The 20,247-nt window shown below is 59.5% G+C and carries 18 protein-coding genes; 6 read left to right on the top strand and 12 right to left on the bottom strand.

Going from position 1 to position 20,247, the window contains the following annotated elements:
* Window positions 1-35: 35 nt before the first annotated feature.
* Window positions 36-1,847 carry an ABC-F family ATP-binding cassette domain-containing protein gene (locus ACSQ13_RS07660; protein ID WP_176249194.1) on the top strand — a complete coding sequence of 604 codons (1,812 nt, stop codon included), beginning with the start codon at window positions 36-38 and terminating at the stop codon, window positions 1,845-1,847.
* 38 nt (window positions 1,848-1,885) lie between these two features.
* On the opposite strand, the gene tyrS is transcribed toward ACSQ13_RS07660, so the two are convergent.
* On the bottom strand, window positions 1,886-3,169 hold the full coding sequence (gene tyrS / locus ACSQ13_RS07655; RefSeq protein WP_176249193.1) for a tyrosine--tRNA ligase: 1,284 nt from the start codon (window positions 3,167-3,169) through the stop codon (window positions 1,886-1,888).
* 65 nt (window positions 3,170-3,234) lie between these two features.
* Here tyrS and ACSQ13_RS07650 point away from each other — a divergent pair, with 65 nt between their 5' ends.
* Window positions 3,235-4,362 carry an anhydro-N-acetylmuramic acid kinase gene (locus ACSQ13_RS07650; protein WP_295509106.1) on the top strand — a complete coding sequence of 376 codons (1,128 nt, stop codon included), beginning with the start codon at window positions 3,235-3,237 and terminating at the stop codon, window positions 4,360-4,362.
* 117 nt (window positions 4,363-4,479) lie between these two features.
* Here the strand turns inward: ACSQ13_RS07650 and eno are convergent, their stop codons facing one another.
* From eno to ACSQ13_RS07635, 3 genes are all read right to left on the bottom strand, one after another.
* A complete protein-coding gene (gene eno, locus ACSQ13_RS07645) occupies window positions 4,480-5,757 on the bottom strand; it encodes a phosphopyruvate hydratase (RefSeq protein ID WP_176249191.1) in 1,278 nt (425 codons plus the stop codon).
* A gap of 69 nt (window positions 5,758-5,826) precedes the next feature.
* Window positions 5,827-6,696, bottom strand: a complete 870-nt coding sequence (locus tag ACSQ13_RS07640; RefSeq protein ID WP_295509103.1) for a DMT family transporter — start codon at window positions 6,694-6,696, stop codon at window positions 5,827-5,829.
* A 72-nt stretch (window positions 6,697-6,768) separates the two neighbouring features.
* Window positions 6,769-7,584, bottom strand: coding sequence for a hypothetical protein (locus ACSQ13_RS07635; RefSeq protein ID WP_176249189.1), 816 nt, complete (start codon window positions 7,582-7,584; stop codon window positions 6,769-6,771).
* A gap of 380 nt (window positions 7,585-7,964) precedes the next feature.
* On the opposite strand from ACSQ13_RS07635, the gene ACSQ13_RS07630 reads away from it, so the two are divergent.
* Window positions 7,965-9,287 (top strand): DEAD/DEAH box helicase, encoded by a 1,323-nt coding sequence (locus ACSQ13_RS07630; protein ID WP_176249188.1) that lies wholly within the window; start codon window positions 7,965-7,967, stop codon window positions 9,285-9,287.
* Window positions 9,284-9,517: a hypothetical protein gene (locus ACSQ13_RS07625; protein WP_176249187.1), complete on the top strand. Its 234-nt coding sequence runs from the start codon at window positions 9,284-9,286 to the stop codon at window positions 9,515-9,517. Before ACSQ13_RS07630 ends, ACSQ13_RS07625 begins: the two co-directional genes overlap by 4 nt.
* Before the next feature lie 65 nt (window positions 9,518-9,582).
* On the opposite strand, the gene ACSQ13_RS07620 is transcribed toward ACSQ13_RS07625, so the two are convergent.
* From ACSQ13_RS07620 to ACSQ13_RS07605, 4 genes are all read right to left on the bottom strand, one after another.
* Complete coding sequence (locus ACSQ13_RS07620) at window positions 9,583-10,824, bottom strand: MFS transporter (RefSeq protein ID WP_176249186.1); 1,242 nt, start codon at window positions 10,822-10,824, stop codon at window positions 9,583-9,585.
* 90 nt (window positions 10,825-10,914) lie between these two features.
* Entirely contained in the window at window positions 10,915-11,388 is a 474-nt protein-coding gene (locus ACSQ13_RS07615; protein WP_295509097.1) for an adenylyltransferase/cytidyltransferase family protein, read from the bottom strand.
* 114 nt (window positions 11,389-11,502) lie between these two features.
* Window positions 11,503-12,144, bottom strand: coding sequence for a DsbA family oxidoreductase (locus ACSQ13_RS07610; protein WP_176249184.1), 642 nt, complete (start codon window positions 12,142-12,144; stop codon window positions 11,503-11,505).
* Window positions 12,137-13,654: a class I adenylate-forming enzyme family protein gene (locus ACSQ13_RS07605; protein ID WP_176249183.1), complete on the bottom strand. Its 1,518-nt coding sequence runs from the start codon at window positions 13,652-13,654 to the stop codon at window positions 12,137-12,139. The genes ACSQ13_RS07610 and ACSQ13_RS07605 overlap by 8 nt, the downstream gene beginning before the upstream one ends.
* A 64-nt stretch (window positions 13,655-13,718) precedes the next feature.
* On the opposite strand from ACSQ13_RS07605, the gene ACSQ13_RS07600 reads away from it, so the two are divergent.
* The gene (locus tag ACSQ13_RS07600) at window positions 13,719-14,342 is read left to right on the top strand and encodes a helix-turn-helix domain-containing protein (protein ID WP_176249182.1); all 624 of its coding nucleotides are present in this window, start codon (window positions 13,719-13,721) and stop codon (window positions 14,340-14,342) included.
* 98 nt (window positions 14,343-14,440) lie between these two features.
* Here ACSQ13_RS07600 and ACSQ13_RS07595 read toward each other — a convergent pair whose 3' ends face one another.
* Window positions 14,441-16,159, bottom strand: a complete 1,719-nt coding sequence (locus ACSQ13_RS07595) for an extracellular solute-binding protein (RefSeq protein WP_295509091.1) — start codon at window positions 16,157-16,159, stop codon at window positions 14,441-14,443.
* A gap of 418 nt (window positions 16,160-16,577) precedes the next feature.
* On the opposite strand from ACSQ13_RS07595, the gene ACSQ13_RS07590 reads away from it, so the two are divergent.
* Entirely contained in the window at window positions 16,578-17,363 is a 786-nt protein-coding gene (locus ACSQ13_RS07590; protein WP_295509088.1) for a 3-hydroxybutyrate dehydrogenase, read from the top strand.
* A 168-nt stretch (window positions 17,364-17,531) separates the two neighbouring features.
* On the opposite strand, the gene ACSQ13_RS07585 is transcribed toward ACSQ13_RS07590, so the two are convergent.
* The 3 genes from ACSQ13_RS07585 to ACSQ13_RS07575 all read right to left on the bottom strand — a co-directional run bounded on the left by ACSQ13_RS07585 (window position 17,532) and on the right by ACSQ13_RS07575 (window position 20,191).
* The gene (locus tag ACSQ13_RS07585) at window positions 17,532-18,308 is read right to left on the bottom strand and encodes a DUF502 domain-containing protein (RefSeq protein ID WP_176249179.1); all 777 of its coding nucleotides are present in this window, start codon (window positions 18,306-18,308) and stop codon (window positions 17,532-17,534) included.
* 87 nt (window positions 18,309-18,395) lie between these two features.
* Entirely contained in the window at window positions 18,396-19,310 is a 915-nt protein-coding gene (locus ACSQ13_RS07580; protein ID WP_295509087.1) for a pseudouridine-5'-phosphate glycosidase, read from the bottom strand.
* Window positions 19,307-20,191 (bottom strand): PfkB family carbohydrate kinase, encoded by an 885-nt coding sequence (locus tag ACSQ13_RS07575; protein ID WP_295509084.1) that lies wholly within the window; start codon window positions 20,189-20,191, stop codon window positions 19,307-19,309. Before ACSQ13_RS07575 ends, ACSQ13_RS07580 begins: the two co-directional genes overlap by 4 nt.
* Window positions 20,192-20,247 lie beyond the last annotated feature (56 nt).

Genomic DNA, 20,247 nt, shown 5'->3' with positions numbered 1-20,247 from the left:
TTGACGCTGGCGCGGCGTGACGCTAGCTGGCGTTCATGGCACGCGCACCCTTATTACAAGTGAACGAGATTACGCTGACTTTCGGCGGCGATCCCGTATTCGAAAATATGTCTTTGGTCGTTCAACCGGGCGACCGGCTGGCTTTGGTCGGGCGAAACGGCTCGGGTAAATCCACCTTGATGAAAGTCATGGCTGGCATTGTTGAACCGGACAGCGGCGAGGTCGTCGTAGGCCCCGGCGTGTCGGTTGGATATATGGAGCAGGACCCGGATTTGACGGGGTTCGAGACCTTGGGCGATTTCGCGTCCCACGGGCTTGATCCGTCAGAGATGTACAAGGTTGAACGCGCGGGCGAGGGGTTGAAGTTCGACCCTGCGCGCCCTGTCAGCACCGCCAGTGGCGGCGAGCGTCGTCGCGCGGCTTTGGCGCGGTTGATGGCGTCGGAGCCCGAGCTGATGTTGCTGGACGAGCCGACCAACCATCTGGACATCGAGGCGATCCGCTGGTTGGAAGACGAGTTGAAAACCACCCGCGCCGCTTTTGTTATTATTTCTCACGATAGGGCGTTCTTGCGTGAATTGACCCGTGCGACCCTGTGGATCGACCGCGGTGTGGTGCGTCGGCAGGAAATCGGCTTTGGCGGGTTCGAGGCCTGGCGCGACCAGATGTGGGAAGAAGAGGACATGCAGCGCCACAAGCTGAACCGCAAGATCAAGGCGGAGGCACGCTGGGCTGTCGAGGGCATTTCCGCGCGGCGCAAGCGCAACCAGGGCCGCGTGCGCGCCTTGCAAGACCTGCGGGCCGAGCGCGCCAGCCAGATCAACCGGCAGGGCACGGCCGCCATGGCGCTTGAGGCCGGACCCAAGTCGGGCCGCAAGGTGGTCGAGGCTGTGGGCATCACCAAAGCCTTTGGCGATAAAACGATTCTGCGCCCCTTTGATATCACGATCCAGCGCGGCGACCGGATTGCGCTGGTGGGGCCGAACGGCGTGGGCAAGACCACGCTTTTGAACATGCTGATCGGCAAGGAACAGCCTGATTCAGGGACGATCAAGCTGGGCACCAACCTTGAGATCGCGTTGTTTGACCAGGCGCGCGCGCAGCTGGATGGCGACATGTCGCTGTGGGACAGCCTGACCGGCGACCCCGAGATGCGCGTATCGGGCAAGGCGGACCAGATTTTGGTGCGCGGCCAGCCGAAACATGTGGTCGGCTATCTGAAAGAGTTCCTGTTCGACGAAGCGCAGGCGCGTGCGCCTGTGCGGTCGCTGTCGGGTGGGGAAAAGGCGCGGTTGCTGCTGGCCAAGATCATGGCGCGGTCCAGCAACATGCTGGTGCTTGATGAACCGACCAACGATCTGGACGTCGAAACCCTTGATTTGATGCAGGAATTGCTGTCGACCTATGACGGAACTGTGCTGCTGGTCAGCCACGACCGCGACTTCCTTGACCGCGTTGCCGCGACCACTATTGCGATGGAAGGTGACGGCAAGGCCACGGTCTATGCGGGCGGTTGGACCGACTATCTGGAACAGCGCCAGCAGGATGACTTTGACCAAAGCGTTGTTGCCAAGGCCAAGCCGGGGGCAAAGGGTGAAAAGCCGAAAGCCGCCGCGCAAAAGGGCCTTAGCTTTACCGAAAAGCACCGTCTTGAGGCATTGCCTGCCGAGATTGCACGGCTTGAGGCCGAGATTGCCAAGCTGGAAGAGCTGATGAGTGATCCGGCGCTTTATACCGACAATCCGGTGAAGTTCCAGAAAGCCACGGATGCGCTGATCGAGCGGAACGAGAAGCTGCAAGATGCCGAGGCCGAATGGCTGGTGCTTGAGGAAAAAGCCGAAGATTAAAGCGGGGGGGGGGCAGGGTAAACCGCCCCCCTTTTTGCTTAGCCCAGTTGGACCAGAGCGTGGCGTTTCTTGCCCGCGCTCAGCTTGAGTGGCGATGCCAGTGCCGCAGCGTCGATCATCATGCCTGCATCGGTCAGCGGTTCGTCATTGATCCGCGCCCCGTTTTCCGAGATCAGGCGCTTTGCCTCTTTGCCGGACGCTGCCAGACCGGATTTCACGATCAACTGCACGATCGACATGCCGTCGCCAATGTCAGCGGCTGTCAGTGTCAGGGTCGGCAGATCATCCCCGATGCCGCCTTTTTCGAACACTTCGCGCGCGGTTGCTTCGGCGGCTTTGGCAGCCTCGGCCCCGTGCAGCAGGGTTGTGACTTCGTTGGCAAGGCGGATCTTGGCCTCGTTGATCTCGGCCCCCTCAAGGGCACCCAGACGGTCGCATTCCTCCACCGGCAGTTCGGTATAAAGCTTGAGGAAACGGCCCACGTCAGCATCGGTGGTGTTGCGCCAGAATTGCCAGAACTCGTAGGGCGACAGCATGTCGGGGTTCAGCCAGATGGCACCCGATTGCGATTTGCCCATCTTCTTGCCGTCGGATGTGGTCAGCAGCGGCGATGTCAGGCCGTAGACTTCGCCATCAATCACCCGGCGTGTCAGGTCGATACCATTAACGATGTTGCCCCACTGGTCCGATCCGCCCATTTGCAGGATACAGCCATAGCGGCGGTGAAGTTCCATGAAATCATAGGCTTGCAGGATCATGTAGTTGAATTCGAGGAAGGACAGCGACTGTTCGCGGTCAAGGCGTGATTTAACGCTTTCAAAGGACAGCATCCGGTTGATCGAAAAATGCCGCCCGATGTCGCGCAGAAAATCGAGGTAGTTCAACCCGTCCAGCCATTCAGCATTGTTGATCATCAAGGCAACATTTTCCGGCCCTACCGCTTCGCTACTTGAGGGCATCGGCCCCTCTTCATAGGTCAGGTAGGCGCTGAACACTTTTTTAATGCCGGCGATGTTATCGTCGATCTGTTCAGGGGTCAGCAGGGGGCGTTCATCGGCGCGAAACGACGGGTCGCCCACCTTGGTTGTGCCGCCGCCCATCAGGGTGATCGGTTTGCCGCCGGTCTTTTGCAGCCAGCGCAACATCATGATCTGGATCAGCGATCCGACATGCAGGGACTTGGCAGTCGCGTCAAATCCGATATAGCCGGGTTGCGCCCCCTTGAGCAGCGCCTCGTCAAGGCCTTGATAATCCGTGCAGTCGGCCAGAAAGCCGCGCTCCATCATGATGCGGATAAATTCGGATTTGGGATGGTATGTCATGGCGCTTGCCCTCAGCTTGGGTGGTGGTGCACTCTATATGTGCTGAGCAGACAAAGGAAAAGGCCATGAATAAGGCCCATGGAAATCGGATCGCGAAAACAGGCGTATTGCGGGCCGCCGGCGCGATGAGCGGCACGTCTTTGGACGGGGTCGATGTGGCGGTGATTGACACGGATGGCCATGATATCATGGGGTTTGGTGCGTCAGGCTATCGCGAATACTCAAGCGATGAACGCAAGGTGATCGCGGCGGGTTTCGGAAAATGGTCCGGACCCGAGGTTCAGGCCGCGGCACAGGTGATCGAGGCGGCGCATCTGGCGGTGCTGCGCGATTTCACCCAAGTGGATGTTATCGGCTTTCACGGGCAGACTTTGGCCCATGCGCCGCGCCAGCAGGGCACCTTGCAGGTGGGCGACGGGGGCGCGCTGGCCGATGCCCTTGCCACGCCCGTGGTGTGGGATTTTCGCAGCGCTGATGTGGAACTGGGTGGCGAGGGTGCGCCTTTGGCCCCGTTCTTTCACCACGCCTGCGCACGCTTTGCGGGGCTGACCGGCCCGGTGGCGTTTTTGAACCTGGGCGGTGTGGGGAACCTGACCTGGGTCGATCCCGCCATCGCACAGCCCCATGCGGATGGCGCTTTGCTGGCGTTTGATACAGGGCCGGCAAATGCGCCGATCAACGATCTGATGCAATCGCGGTTGGGGCTAGCCTATGACAAGGGCGGCAGGATCGCGTCAACAGGCACGGTGGAAACCGGCGCGCTTGAGCTGTTTCTGGCAGAGCCGTATTTCACAAGAATGCCGCCCAAGTCATTGGACCGTAATGATTTTGCTGAAATGGTGGCGCTGGTGGGCGAGTTGTCGGATGCTGATGCGGCGGCCACCCTGACCGCCATGTGCGCCGCTGGCGTGGCCGAGGCGATGGCGCATTGCCCGCGCTTGCCGGACCGTGTTCTGGTCACAGGGGGCGGGCGGCATAACCCGGTGTTGATGGAGATGCTGGCGGTAAGTCTGGATTGCCCCGTCGCCCCCATCGAAGACATCGGGCTGGATGGTGACATGCTGGAAGCGCAGGCATTCGGCTATCTTGCCGTGCGTGTGGCACGCGGGCTGCCCACGTCTTGTCGCAGCACCACGGGCGTCAGTGCAGCGGTAGGCGGCGGCACGGTCAGCTATCCGACATCCGGTGAGTGAGCGGCAGTACTGCGCCGTAACCGGTTCTAAATCAGATACTTACCCCGAAAAATGAAAAAGCGCGCAAATGATTGCGCGCTTTTTTGTTTTGGCAGAAGGGCAGTTCGCCCAAGGAAATTACCCCTTGAGGATCGACCGGCCTGCATATTCGGCGGTGAGGCCGAGTGCTTCTTCGATGCGGATCAGCTGGTTGTATTTCGCCAACCGGTCCGACCGCGCCAAAGACCCTGTTTTGATCTGGCCACAGTTTGTCGCAACTGCCAGATCGGCAATTGTCGCATCTTCGGTTTCGCCGGAACGGTGGGACATCACGTTGGTAAAGCCCGCGCGATGCGCCATATCGACGGCTTGCAGCGTTTCCGTCAGGGTACCGATCTGGTTGACCTTGACCAGCATCGAATTGGCCGATCCGCGCTTGATCCCTTCGGCCAGACGGGCAGGGTTGGTGACGAACAAATCGTCGCCCACCAACTGGATCTTGTCGCCCAAACGGTCGGTCAGCAGTTTCCAGCCATCCCAGTCATCCTCTGACATGCCGTCTTCAATCGAGATGATCGGGTAGTCGGCGCAAAGGGCGGCCAGATAATCGACGTTCTCGGCGCTGGATAGTGTTTTTCCTTCACCAGCAAGGACATAGCTGCCGTTCTTATAGTATTCTGTCGCCGCGCAATCCAGTGCGAGGTAGATTTCCTCGCCGGGTTTGTAGCCTGCTTTTTCAATAGATTTCAGAATGAAATCAAGGGCATCGCGGGTGGAGTTGATGTTGGGTGCGAAGCCGCCTTCATCGCCGATACCGGTGGACAGGCCCGCGGCGGAAAGCTCTTTTTTCAGGGTGTGGAACACTTCGGCACCCATGCGCACGGCATCGCGGATGTTGTCAGCGGCCACTGGCATGATCATGAATTCCTGAATATCGATAGGGTTATCAGCATGTTCGCCGCCGTTGATGATGTTCATCATCGGGACGGGCAGGACCCGTGCCGACGTGCCGCCAACATAGCGAAACAGTGGTTGCGAACAGAAATCTGCGGCGGCTTTGGCGGCGGCCAGAGACACACCCAAAATCGCGTTGGCCCCCAAACGTTCTTTGTTATCAGTGCCGTCCAGTTCGATCATGATGCTGTCGATTTCGACCTGTTCGGTGGCGTCGATGCCAACCAGCGCATCAGCGATTTCACCGTTGACGGCTTCGCAGGCCTGCAACACGCCCTTGCCCATATAGCGCGCCTTGTCGCCATCGCGGCGCTCCATCGCCTCGTAGGCCCCAGTGGAGGCACCCGATGGCACGGCCGCACGGCCCATGGTGCCGTCTTCGAGAGTTACATCAACCTCGACGGTGGGGTTGCCCCGGCTGTCCAGAATTTCGCGGGCGTGAATGTCGATGATGGTGCTCATGAGGGCAGATCCTTTTGGGATGGGTATTTGCGCGGTGTATTAGCCCGAAGCGGGCCGGATGGGAAGTGGTTAGGGCAGGTCTTTGACTTTGCGTTCACGCCATACGGTATAGATGCCCGAGGCGACAATGATGGTTGCGCCAACATAGGTTAGCATGTCGGGGCGTTCGCCGAAAATGGTGATCCCCACGACCATCGCAAACAACAGGCGCGCATAACGAAACGGGGTGACAAAGCTGATTTCGCCCACCCGCATGGCCGCGACAATACCGTAATAGGCCACCATGCCAATCGCCAGCGCCGACCCCATATAGGCCCATTGCAGCGCCGTCATCGGCACAAAGAAGGTGCCGGTGCCCAGCATATAGATCAGGCTGGCCGGGATCAGCGCCAGAAACGCAAGAAACGACAGTTGAAAGCTTGATGTGCTTTGGGGCACGCGGCGGGTTGCCAGATCGCGCAGGGACAGGCCGAAAACGCCGATCAACGCCAGCAAGGACAGCGCCTGAAAGCTTTCCATCCCGGGGCGGATGATCAGGATGACGCCGAACAGGCCCACCAGAATTGCGCTCCACCGTCGCCAGCCGACCGGATCGCCCAGAAAAAGGGCCGCCCCCAGGGTGACCACCAGCGGTGTCGCCTGCAAAATCGCCGAAGCCGATGAAATCGGGGTCAGCACGATTGCGGATACAAAACCCAAAGTGCCGATGATTTCGCCCAAGGCACGCAGAAGAATTGGTTTGGACAGCATCGTGCGTTCGAACAGCGGTTGCGCCTTGACCCGCATCACCAGGCCAAAGCAGATTGCGCCGCCCAGGCCCAGGATGAACAGAATTTGGCCAATGGGTATTTCATTGCCCATCAGTTTGATGAACATGTCCTCAATGGCAAAGCCCAGCATGGAAAATACCATGATAATCGCACCGCGCAGATTGTCCATATATCAGGCCCTTATGATTACCGGGCAGCCATTTCAGAGCGGCTGGCGATTGTCGATACCCCGATCGTCCGGCTAGCCGGCCTTTGCGGGGCCAAAAATCGCCCTTGCGCTGTCTTCGTCCGCCCGCACAACGCGGCGTTTCGAATATTTCGCACCCTCTCGAAGCTGCGCATCCGATGTCAAAAGGGGGAAATCCTGCTTTTCTTTCGACAACAAGATCCCGCGTGTGCCGGTTGATCCGGTGACAAGGTACATGTTCATTTCTGGCCAGTTGAAATGCCCGCCCTCCCGCAGCGCGTTGATATCCGCAACAAAGTTGTGGCATTGGACATTTTCGACCAGCAAGACAAAGCGGTCCGCGCTGTTGACCATATTGGCCAGGGCCACGAAATGGCTCACGGCGGTGTGGATATGCATCAGCACCGCTTGCGAATAGACCAGTTCAGCGCGTGGCCAATGGTGCGAAAAGGGCATGGTCAGGTCTTGCAAGCCGACGCAGTCCGCAAGTTCGGGGTGGCGTTGCACCGCCATATCAAGCTGGGTTTGGCCCCGATCCCCGCCGGTGAAACGGATCGCCGGGTAAAGCGTCTTGCCGTTTGCCACATGGTCCCCGCCGCCACATCCGACCTCGTGCACCGACTTTGGTTGCAACTGGCCGATCATCTCGAGGATCAACAGAGCGTTCGGATGCAAGGCACCATTTTGGATAGTAACACCCCCAGTTGCCGCGTCAAAGCTCAACTGGCCGTCCTGCGCAATCGCGACAAATTCGGATTCTATATCGTTCTTGACGCGCCTGGCATAGCTATCCGCCGTATAGGTATTCCAGTCGAAATCATCGTCATAGAACTTGCGGGTTTTATAAATCAGGCGGCCAAGCAAAGACATATCGAGAAACCTTTCAAATACGTTACAAATTGCTAGGCGATCACCGCCGAGAACTCAAGTTAACCGGTTCGTTATTTAGCAGCGCAGACAGACAAGCGTTGACTTCCCCCGCCGCAGCCCCCATGTGACACTCAAGCGAAGCCTTCTGCCGCGTGAGCAGTTCAGCCTTTGGCCCATGCGGGTCATGTCAGTGCCGAGAGATAAGGCCGCCGATGTTCCCAAAATCACGCGTGGGGCCAAACGCAACAGACAGGGTATCGGCATTAGGCTGGCCCCTGCGATCTGCTTTGCGTCCCTCGCGGTATGTCCCCTGTACGGGGTGCCGCGTGATTTAGACGGGTCCGGCGCTTGTGCCGCGGCCCTCGGAAAGACGACAGAATATGAGCGATTTTGAAATGATGGGCCTGCCGCGCCGTTTGGTCAAAGCCTTGACCAACATGGGCATGACAGACCCGACCCCGATCCAGCGCCAGGCGATTCCCCATGCAATGAACGGCCGCGACGTGATGGGCCTTGCCCAGACCGGCACCGGCAAAACCGCAGCCTTTGGTGTGCCGCTGGTTGCGCAAATGCTGGAAATGGAAGCCCGCCCCGAACCGCGTACCGTGCGCGGCCTTGTGCTGGCCCCGACCCGTGAACTGGCCAACCAGATCATGGAAAACCTCAAAGGTTTCTGCGAAGGCACACAGTTGAAAACGATGATGGTCGTGGGCGGTCAGTCGATCAACCCGCAGATCAAACGCATGGAACGCGGCGTTGACCTGTTGGTCGCCACGCCGGGCCGTTTGCTTGACCTGATGGACCGTCGCGCCGTGCTGCTGCACAAAACCACGTTTCTGGTTCTCGACGAAGCGGACCAGATGCTCGACATGGGCTTTATCCACGATTTGCGCAAAATCGCGTCCGTGTTGCCCAAAGAACGCCAGACCATGCTGTTCTCGGCCACCATGCCCAAGCTGATGAACGAAATTGCCAACAGCTATCTGATCAGCCCGATCCGCATCGAAGTGTCTCCTCCCGGCAAAGCGGCGGATAAAGTGACCCAAGAGGTGCATTTTATCGCCAAAGCCGAGAAAAAGGCCCTGCTGATCGAATTGCTGGCCAAACACACCGAAGAACGCGCCTTGGTCTTCGGGCGCACGAAACACGGCTGTGAAAAGCTGATGAAGGATCTGGTCAAGGCCGGTTTCAAAGCCGCCTCGATCCACGGTAACAAAAGCCAGGGCCAGCGCGACCGCGCGATTGAATCCTTCAAAAAAGGCGAGATCACCGTGCTTGTGGCTACCGATGTGGCCGCGCGCGGTTTGGATATTCCTGACGTGAAACATGTCTATAACTACGAATTGCCCAACGTGCCCGACAACTATGTCCACCGCATCGGCCGTACGGCCCGCGCAGGCAAGGACGGTGCTGCGATTGCCTTTTGCGCCCCAGACGAAATGGGCGAATTGAAGGACATCCAGAAGACGATGAAAATCTCGATTCCCGTGGCATCGGGTCGTCCGTGGGAAGCGATTGATGAACCCGCCGCGCCGAAAGGCGGCCGTGGCCGCGGTCGCGGTGGACGCCCTGGTGGCGGTGGCGGCGGTCGTCCCGGTGGCGGTGCTGGTGGCGGCGGCGAGGGTAAACCCGCAGGCGCGGCCCGGCGTCGGCGCAAGCCCGGCGGCGGTGCCGGCAAACCCGGCGGCCAGCGCGCAGCGTGACCCCGAAACTTCGCAAACTGACGCTTGGCGTCCTTTATTCCGTGGTGGCGCTGCTTGTTGCAGTGCCACCCGTCTACATTATGGCAAGGGCCGGAACCTGTGATGTGCCGCCCTGCACGATGACATCAAGCCAGCTGTTCAAAGGCGACACGATCCTGTTCTGGATGCTGCCCTTCAGCATTGCAGCCGTGGTTTTGGCCTTTGCCTTCAAGCTTAAAAGCCGCCGCTGACCGCATTCCAAATGGACTTAAATCCTCGCCCGAAGGGCGAAACCAGCCCGGTTTGCCGCGCAGGTCTACGTTGATGTTTTGCGGACCACAGACTGCTTGTTCACAACACGGCCCAACCGTAGCATCAGCAAGAACCCCGTTGCCGCCAGAGCCAGAACCGATGTGGTCAGCAGATCGAGATTGCCCTCGAACCGCAATCCGATGGGCGAAGCGATGAGCGCAGCCAGCACCGTGGACACGGCCCCGATGACAGACGCGGCAATGCCCGCGATATGGCCCATCGGTTCCATCGCCAGCGCGCTCAAATTGCCCAAGACCAGTCCGGCCTGAAGAAACAACGAGATTTCCCAGATCAGGAAAAAGCCAAAACCGAAAGGTTCGGGCAAGTTACCCAATCCGAAAAACAACATGGCCGCAGACAGGACGATCTGCGCCCCAAGGGTCAATGTCACGATCCGCTGCATCCCCAGACGCACCACCAAAAGCGCGTTCATCAGGCTGGATGCGCCGGAGATCAGTGCGATCAGCCCGAACCAAAGCGGAAAGCTGCCCGCGCGGTCATAGACCTGGTCGAAAACCGGCTGAACCAGCATCAATGTGGCAAACATGATCGACATCGCCAGCGTCTGAACGGTGATCGACAGGCGCACCACGGGATTGCTGAAAATCTCTTTCACGGCCGACCAAAGCAGCCCCAGTCTGAGCGGCCTGCGGTCTTCTACAGCCAGCGTTTCAGGCAGCCGCATCCCGACCCAGATCAACGAGACGATCGAGAAGACGATAAAGCTAACGAAAATACCGCGCCAGTTGGAAAAACTGACAATAACCGCGCCCATCGACGGGGCAAAGGCCGGCACCAGAACAAAAACCATCATAACAAAAGACATGATCCGCGCCATCTCGCGGCCAGAAAACAGATCGCGAATAATCGCAAGGGACACGATGCGCGGCCCGGCGGCACCCAAACCCTGCAAAACCCGCGCGGCGAGCATCAGTTCGAGCGACTGACTGGCCCAAGCCAAAACCGTGCCCGCAATATAAAGCGCGGCCCCGCCATAGACGACGTTTTTACGGCCATAGGCATCCGACAGGGGCCCTGTGAAAAATGTTCCAAGTCCAAGGCCAAAGATAAATGCCGTCAGGATCAGGGGCACCCGTTCCGGCGTCATGGGGGCCAGATCCGCAGTGATTTGGGGCAGGGCGGCCAACATCGCATCGGTTGAAAACGCGATCGTGGCAAAAAGCATCGCAATCAGGGCCACGAATTCTGAACGGCCCATCGCAAAGTCAGGTCTGTCTGAAGGCATCTGCACCGCTCCCTAAACGCCCGGCGGCGATATTGCGCCAAGCCGTTCTCCCTTAGCGAGTGCCGGGGGACAGTACAATGCCTCTAAGGTTCAAGCCGATTTCAAGACGTGCTCTGACCGGTCTGGGGAAATTTCTGATGGCAGGCGCACAACTTGCACGATGTCGTGCAGATCATCCACATGCGCCGGTGCGCCGCGGCGCAATGCCAGCACCGAAATGTTGTAATTCACGATGTCGGTGCGGCGTTGGTCCCAGCTGTCCAGCGCGATCACCCGCGATACATAGCGACAGCTTTCCAGCACAGCACGGCGCTGGTCAAAGGATATCGCCGAATCCCGGCCCAGTTGCACGCAAAAGGCGTCTGTCGCGCAGCCGACGATCAATTCGGTCCCAAGGCTGGACAGATCGGCCAGAAGACGCGCGTGGTGCGCACGAAACCCGTCGAAACAGCCATAGGTCAGCACGCTGCGCGATCTGATCCTTTCGACGGGATTGATGGTAAGAGAGGGCGCAGCCTGCGCCCGGTTACGCACCCGGAAGGGGGGTACTGATTGTTCTAACATGCTGCCCGCTCATTTATTCAACTGGGGTCTTCGCCCCGTTTATAGCGGTGATTCTAGGCTGGCTGATCTGCAAAGGCAAAGTGTTTTTGCAAGGTCGCGGCAGTCTTGGCAGCCTTAACCGGCCTTGCGCAGATCGGCCAGCACCTGTTTCCACAGCTCGGGTGGCTGGGCACCGGGGACCGCATGTTTGCCGCCCACGATAAAGGTCGGAACAGAGGTGATCCCCATCTTGCGGCTGTGCGCATCGCGGTCGCGGATGTTTTGCACGTCAGCATCCGTGGCCAGCAGGCGGCTGATCACCGATGCATCCAGCCCGATCCCGTCTGCGATATCGGCCAGCACTTCGGCATCGCCAATGTCGCGCGCATCCACGAAATAGGCCTTGAACAGGGATGACACGGCAGCCGTCTGACGTCCCTCGATCCCGGCCCAATGGATCAGCCGGTGCGCATCCAGCGTGTTTGGCGTGCGTTTCATCGCTTCAAAATTGATCGTCAAACCGGCTTTTTGGGCATGTTCAACCACGGGCGCATAGGCTTTGACTGCGGCTTCCTTGCCCCCGAATTTACCTTCGAGGTATTCGCGGCGGTCCATGCCGCCCTTTGGCATGTCCGGGTTCAGTTGAAACGGATGCCATTCAATCAAAAAAGGATGGTCCGGTTCTGACGCCAAAGCGCGGTCCAGATGGGCCTTGCCGATATAGCACCACGGGCAAATCGGATCGGACATGATGTCGAGCTTGATTGTGTCAGTCATTTTGCGCCTCATACCCCGCGCGCAGGGCGCGTCGCAGCAATTTGCCGTTGGCACCCATGGGCAGCTCTGGCAGATGAACATAAAGGCGCGGCTGTTTGTAGCGCGCCAGGTTTTCTTGTGCATAAAGCGCCAGTGCGGCCTCGTCCAGCGGGGCATCGGCGGTATAAAACGCAGCGATCACGCTTACATCGGCACGCACGGTGACTTCGGTGACACCCACGGCGGTGATGCCGGGATAGCTGACCAGCTTTTGCTCCACTTCGATGGGCGATACGCGAAAGCCGCCCGCGTTCATCATATCGTCATTGCGCCCCAGATAGGTGATCTGGCCATCCTCGGCCATCACCCCTTGATCACCGGTCATAAACCAGCCGTCCTGAAATTTTTCCGCCGTTTGTTCGGGCGCGCCAAGATAGCCCAGCATCAGCCCGGGATCGGTTTTATAGACCGCAATCGTCCCTTCGGTGCCATAGGGCACAGGCCCGTCCGGTCCGATAAGGGCCACGCGCCGGCCGGCCTGCGGGTATCCCAGCGACCCGCCCGATGCAGGACGCGCCGGAGAGCCGGATAGGAACGTCGAACATTCGGACATGCCATAGGCCTCGAAGATCGGGGTACCACTGGCGGTTTGCCACGCGCTGCGCACGGCCTGAGGCAGCTTTTCCCCCGCGCTCAAACCATGGCGCAGACCAGGAATGTCGATGGTGTCATGTTGCTTGAGGATTTGCCGGTAAACCCCCGGGGCAGCTGCGAAAATACTGGCACCGGCCTGGCGCATCAGCGCTGGCAGATCAGCGGCAGCAGTGCCCGCGGCAGGGATCAAGGCCGTGGCCCCCATCGTCCAGGGGTCCATCAATCCGGTGCCCAATGTATAGGTCCAGTTGAACGCCCCCGCATGCATGACACGGTCGTCTTCGTGCAGGTCATACCAGCCGTCAAACATCATTTGCCGCGCCCAAATGGCACGGTGCGCATGCATGACAGCGCTTGGCTTGCCCGATGTGCCAGAAGTATAGATGATATAGCCCAGCCGTTCGGGATCGCCCATGTGCCAATCGGCGGGCGGCAGGCTGCGCATGGCACGCAGCGCATCGACAGTGACCACACCCGCGACATCCGGACAGGCTACAGCCGGATCGTTCAAGATCGCTTTGGGCTGCAAGGTTTCGACAATCGCGCTGACTTCGGGTTCGGTCAGCGCCGCAGCAGTGGGCACAGGCACCAATCCGGCACCAAGAGCACCCAGATAGGCCAGCGGAAAATCGACCGTATTGCCCAACCGCATCAAAACGATGTCACCGGGCACCAGCCCAAGCGCCAAAAGACCGGTCGCGGTCCCGCGCACGGCCGCTTCCAATGCAGCATAGGTCCAGGTTTCGGCACCATCCGGCGCAATGACCGATAGCGCGATTTTATCGCCAAGCGTGGCCGCTTTTGCCAGCACATGCGCGGCCATATTGAACGGTGCGGGGCAGGGCGCAAATCCGTCAGAGGGAGAGAGTGATAACATGCCCCTTCGCTAGCGCGGGTTCCGGCCCGTTGCAAGCGGGATGGACGGGCTATATACGCAAGCTATGACCGACCAGGCCCCGAAATCCCTTATCCAGATTGCCCGCGAAAGCGGCAAAGCCGAAACCGCCCCGCCCGTTGATCTGGGCGCGCGGGTGCGCGAGCTGCGCAAAGCCCGCAACTGGACGCTGGAACAAGCCGCCAATCAGGCGGGGCTGGCGCGTTCAACCCTCAGCAAAATCGAAAACGGGCAGATGTCGCCCACCTATGACGCGCTGAAAAAACTTGCTGTGGGGCTGGAAATCTCGGTGCCGCAATTATTTACGCCGCCCTCTGCCGGCCAGATCAACGGGCGCATGGCTGTTACCAAATCCGGCGAAGGCACCAGCAAGGCCACCACCACCTACGAACATGACCTGTTGGCCGATACCTTGCGCAAGAAACAGATGCTGCCCTACCGCGCCCGCATCCGTGCCCGCAAAATGGAAGAATTCGACGGCTGGGTGCGCCACGATGGCGAAGAATTCCTCTATGTGCTGACCGGCGTGATCCGGCTTTACACCGAATTCTACGAACCCGTGGAAATGCGCCGCGGCGACAGCGCCTATTATGACGCTGCGATGGGCCATAATGTCGTCTCCACCAGCGATGAAGACGCAACAATCCTCTGGGTCACCTCCCTAACGTAACCCGCCCCGCTCGGCTTCATTTTGCCAAATAAACTCTCCCCGAAGGGCCGTTCAGCCACCGGTCACCGACCCGCGCTATATGCCCCTTAACGCCGCCCTTAACGCTCTGTCTCAATCCACCAGACCTCGGGCATGTAATTCGGCCCATCCCCGTATAGCGGCACGTGGTCGGGGTATTTCATCTGCGCAACATGGGCGATGCGGTCTTGGGTGAACTGCCAGAACGGCACCACATAGCGCCCTGCGGTCAACACACGGTCCAGCGCGCGGGTTGCGGCGATGAAATCCTGCGCTGTGGTGGCGCTGACCATCCTATCAATCATGGCATCAATGGCGGGGGATTTCGCGCCCATCATATTGCGACTGCCCGGCTGGACTGCTGCCTCTGATCCCCAATAATAGCGCTGCTCGTTGCCCGGGCTTAACGAAAGCGCCCGCCGGAAGATCGCCATATCAAAATCGAACTCGGCATTGCGCGACACGAATTGCGCGTCATCAACCGCCTCGACAGCGGCCGCGATCCCCAACCGCTTGAGCGCCTGGATATAAAGCTCGGCAATTGCCATGTTTTCGGTACTGCCCTTGGACAGCAGAATGTCAAAGCGCAGCGCCTTGCCGTTTGCATCGCGCATTGTGCCATCCTGCGCGGTGTATCCGGCGTCTTGCAGGGCTTTCATCGCGGTGCGAATGCCCGACCGGTTGCGTGCCGATCCGTCTGAAGCGGGCAGGGCATACCCGTCCAGCGCGCCCTCTGGCAGGCTGTCTTTGAAGGGGGCCAATAATTCGGCCACGCGGCCCTCGGCGGGGCCATGGGTCATCGCCAAGGGCGAGTTCGAAAAATACGAGGTGATCCGGGGTTGCGCCCCGCCGGTCAGGGTCTCGCTTATATATTCAAAGTTGAACGCGGCAATCATCGCCTCGCGCACGCGGATATCGTCAAAGGGCGCGCGGCGGGTGTTCATCACGAAACCGGTCATGCCGGACGGTTTTTCATGGGTGAAGACAGACTTCACCACGTCGCCGCGCTGGATCGCCGGAAAATCATACTGGGTGTCCCAGCTTTCGGCGTTGAATTCCCGTATCGCCGAGATTTCGCCCGCCTTGAACGCCTCGAACAGCACATTGGCATCACCATAGAAATCAAGCTTGATCTGGTCGATGTTGTGGGTGCCGCGCCGGAATGGCACGTCTTTGCCCCAATACTCGGGATTGCGCGTCAGGGTCACCTGACGCCCGGCCTGATAATCGGTTACGGTATAGGGACCGGAGCCCACAGGAATATCGGCCAAAGGCGCATTGGCAAAATCGCGACCTTCCCATTGCGCCTTGCTCAGGATCGGACGCATGCCCGCCAACAGCGCCAATTCGCGGTTCTCGGTGTTGAACGCCATCCGGACGCTGCGGGGGCCGGTCTGGGAGATGCTGTCGATCTGCGCGCGCAGCCCGTGATAGCGCGGATGCCCTTCGGATCCCAGCAGATCGTAGCTGAAGATCACGTCCTGGGCGGTGACGGGGCTGCCGTCGGCAAACCGCGCCTCCGGTCTTAGCGTGAATTCCACCCAGGACCGGTCCTCGGCGACCTCAATCGATTCGGCCAAAAGACCGTAAAGCGTGAAAGGTTCGTCCCAGGATCGGCCCATTAACGTCTCGTGGGTGAAAAAAGGCAACTGCCACGGCGCGGTGCCTTTGCGCACGAAAGGGTTAAGGCTGTCAAAGCCGCCGGTGTTGCCCAGAACAATTTTGCCGCCCTTTGGCGCATCTGGGTTCGAATAAGGCAGAGACACAAAATCCGGTGGCAAGGCGGGGTCCCCATACATAGATATCCCGTGCATCGGCGCGGCAGTTACTGCAAGGCCAGACAGAATCAGTGAGGAAACAGCCGCAACTGCCCGACAGGTTTGGAAAAAATATGAGGTCATTTTCGAAACAATCCTGCTCTACCCTTGTTTTATTAGGCCAACTCTTAGCCGCGCTGAGGGGGCTTATCAAACTTTAAGCTTGGATTACGGCGAAGGTTTGCGTATAAAGACCTTACTGCTCGATAGGTTTCTTGCCTGTATGAAACCTGCCTCAATAACTTAACGTCCGCTTCGTGCGGACGTTTTTTTTTGCCCGTGGGGGTTTGGTTTTATTCTCATCAATTTCGGCCAGATCGCAGCTGTCAGCAGAATTTAGCCATTTCAATCGGACCGGCCGCATTCCATGATGCAGTCGCAGAAACCGCAGGAGAACACCATGGCCTATACCATCGACCTTTCGCAAAAAACCGCTCTTATTACGGGCTCGAATTCGGGCATTGGCCTTGGGATCGCCTGGGCCCTGGCGCGCGCCGGTGCCGATGTCGTGCTGAACTCGTTCACCGACCGCGACGAAGACCACGCCATCGCCGAAGCGATCTCCAAGGAAACCGGCACCAAAGCGCGCTATATCAAGGCGGATATGTCCAAAGGGGAGGAATGCCGACAGTTTGTCATGGATGCGGGGCATTGCGATATTCTGATAAACAACGCAGGCATCCAGCACGTGGCCCCGATCCCCGATTTTCCGGTGGATAAATGGGACGCAATCATCGCGATCAACCTCAGCTCGGCATTTCATACCACCGCGATGGCGCTGCCGATGATGCGCAAAGCCGGCTGGGGCAGGGTCGTGAACATCTCGTCTGCACATGGCCTGACGGCGTCCCCGTTTAAATCAGCATATGTCGCAGCAAAACACGGCATCGTGGGGCTTACCAAAACCACCGCCCTCGAGACAGCCAAAGAAGCGATCACCTGTAACGCCATCTGCCCCGGCTATGTTCTGACCGACATCGTCGAAAAGCAAATCCCCGACACGATGAAAGAATACGGCATGAGCCGCGAAGAGGTGATCAAGAACGTCATGCTGGTACGCCAGCCCAGCAAGGAATTCGCGACTGTTGAACAATTGGGCGGCACCGCCACCTTCTTGTGCTCGGATGCGGCGGCACAAATCACCGGAACGACAGTCAGCGTCGATGGGGGCTGGACCGCGCTGTAGCAAGTTTTTCGCCTTCGGCGAGGATATTTTAAAGCCAGAGAAGGGACTGCGCCGGTCCTTCATTCTCTGGCTTTTAAATATCCCCGCCGGAGGCATCTGCCCTTTATTCCGGATCATAAGCTAAACGGGGGTCAGCGCGTGATTTGCCTTTTGGGCGATACCGCGTCGTCAGGGTGCGGGCGATGAGTTCAGGGCGGTTTTGGACGGTTTTTGATCCGCTGTATCGATTTGCGCGCCTTCGACGGGCAGGGGCCGTTCGGCCGGATAGACAAGGCCTGCGGAGATGACCAGCTTGGCGGCATCCTCGACCGTCATAGCCAGTTCAATCACGTCTTCACGCGGGAAAAACAGCAAGAATCCGGAAGTGGGGTTTGGCGTCGTGGGGATGAACACGCCGACCAGTTCCTTGTCGACGCCAACGTGGCGGGCCACTTCGCCTTTGGCTGCGATCGAGATAAACCCGAGCGCCCATGCCCCGGGACGGGGATATTCCACCATGCAGGCGGTCTCGAAGCTGCGTTCGCCTTGCGCGAAAATCGTTTCGGAAATCTGTTTGATACCCGAATAAATGGTGCGCACGACGGGGGTGCGTTGCACCAGCCCTTCGGCAAAGCGGATGAAGGACCGCCCGATGATGCCTTTGGCCAGCCAGCCGACGATGATGGTGAACAGCAAAAAGATGATCACGCCGATCCCGCGGACGTTGATTTGCGCCGAAGGATCAAGCCCGAAATAGGTCTGGATCAACCGGTCGGGATGGTAGTTCAAGGGCACCATGGGCAGCACGATGCCATCGATCCAGCCGATGACCGACCAGATCAGCCAGATCGTCAGGCCCACCGGTGCAATCACAACCAGGCCCGTTAAAAACGATCCCCGCAGCCGGGCAAAAACCGTGCGTTTTGGCAAAGGAGGCGGGCTATGGGGCGTGAAAGGCGTGTTCATCGGCGTTTATGTCTTCCAAATAAGTGTCCAGCCAGAGCTAAGTGCTTTGATGTTAGCCTACAATGGACGGTGGATGGATTTCGGGCATCAATTGACTTTCAGGGCCAGTGCTGCCGCTATTCTGGACGCCAGACGTGCGTTATTGCGGACCAGTGCGATGTTTGCGGTCAGGGATTTGCCTTCGGTCAGTTCGAAAATCCGTTGCAGCAAATAGGGGGTGACGGCTTTGCCGGTGATCCCGTGGGTATTTGCGTCATTTTGTGCGGTGGCGATGATCGGGGCAAGGTCGGCGGCCGGGATTTCGTCGGCGGACGGGATCGGGTTGGCGACAAGTTGACCACCGGGCAGGCCCAATTGCGCCCGGGTCACGTGTGCTGCTGCGATCTGGGCGGGGTCATCCATGCGCAGCGGGGATCGCAGGGCCGAGGTGCTGCTCCAGAACGCGGGAAAGCTGTCCTGACCCACGGTGATCACAGGCACGCCTTGGGTTTCCAGCACTTCGAGGGTTTTGGCTACGTCGAGGATGGCCTTGGCACCGGCAGCAACCACGGTAACGGGGGTTTGGGCCAGTTCCAGCAGGTCGGCCGAGATGTCGAACGAGGTTTCGGCACCTTTATGCACGCCGCCGATGCCGCCGGTGGCAAACACACAGATGTCTGCCAGATGTGCCGCAATCATGGTGGCGGCCACGGTGGTGGCCCCTGTGCCACCTGTGGCGATACAGGCGGCCATATCGGCGCGCGAGAGTTTTGCGACGCCTTTGGCCTGGGCCAGTTTCTCCAGCTCGGCGTCCTCGAGCCCGATGTGAAGCTGCCCGTTGATCACGGCGATGGTCGCAGGGGTGGCACCGGCTGCGCGCACGTCGGCTTCGACCTGGCGGGCGACCTCGAGGTTTTGCGGATAGGGCATGCCGTGGGTGATGATCGTGCTTTCGAGGGCGACGATCGGCGTGCCGTCACGGTGGGCTTTGGCAACTTCGGCGCAGCGGTGCAGGGGGATCATATTTTGGTCTCTCCGGAAACATATTGTGCAGCGGCTTCAAGGGCATGGGTCAAGGCAGCATCGGCTGTGGCCCCCTGGATCTCGGCCGCGATATGGGCCGCCATAAAGGTATCGCCAGCGCCGGTCACGCGGGTGACGGATACGGCGGGCGGGATCTGGGTGATCAGGCCGCTTGACTGGCCAACGGTCGCGGGGTTGCCGCCATCGGTGACAACGGCCCTGACAGCGCCGCGGTCCAGCAGGGTGGTGGCCGCATCGCGCGAATTGTCAAAGGTGGTCTGGCACAGCAGTCCGGCTTCCTCGAGGTTGACATAAAGCGTGCCGCGTTTGGCCTGGATAAAGGGGCTCAGGCGCATGGCCTTGCCGGGGCTGGCAGGTGCCACGCGCAGATCGGCATTTGCCAACAGCGGGCTGCGCGCCATTTCGGCCAGCAGATCAAGGGTCAGGTTGCCATCAAGGGCGACGGCCCCTGTGTAGGGCGTTGCCAGTGACCCGTCGGCAAAGGGGCGCAGGATTTTATCGCCGGCGGCCTCGAGCGAATGGGCGTCCGCAATGGCGGCGATCAGGCCGTTCGTGCCTTCGACCGCCATATATTGATCGGTAGGCAGATCGTCAGACCGGTAGACGTAATCGGTGTTCAGCCCGCGCAGCTTGCACGCCGCGATCAACTCGTCGCCTTCTGCGTCGCGGCCCACGGCGCTGATCAGCGCGGGCGACAGGCCGAAACGGGCCAGGGCCATCGCAATGTTCAGGGCGACGCCGCCGGGCAGGCGCGTGATGCGCCCCGGCATATCCGAGCCCTGCCGCATTTGGGTTTCAGCGCGCCCGATGATGTCCCACAGGACCGAGCCGATGCAAAGAATTTCAGGTGTATCTGTCATGGGGTCCGTATTGCCCAGACCAGCGCCAAGGCGCAAGCCCGGTTGAATGTGTCAGG

Origin of the sequence: Sulfitobacter sp. SH22 (assembly GCF_965641905.1) — a bacterium.
Lineage (GTDB): Bacteria > Pseudomonadota > Alphaproteobacteria > Rhodobacterales > Rhodobacteraceae > Sulfitobacter.
Note: the sequence above shows the minus strand (reverse complement) of the source record. Positions and strands in the feature narration are given on the sequence as shown.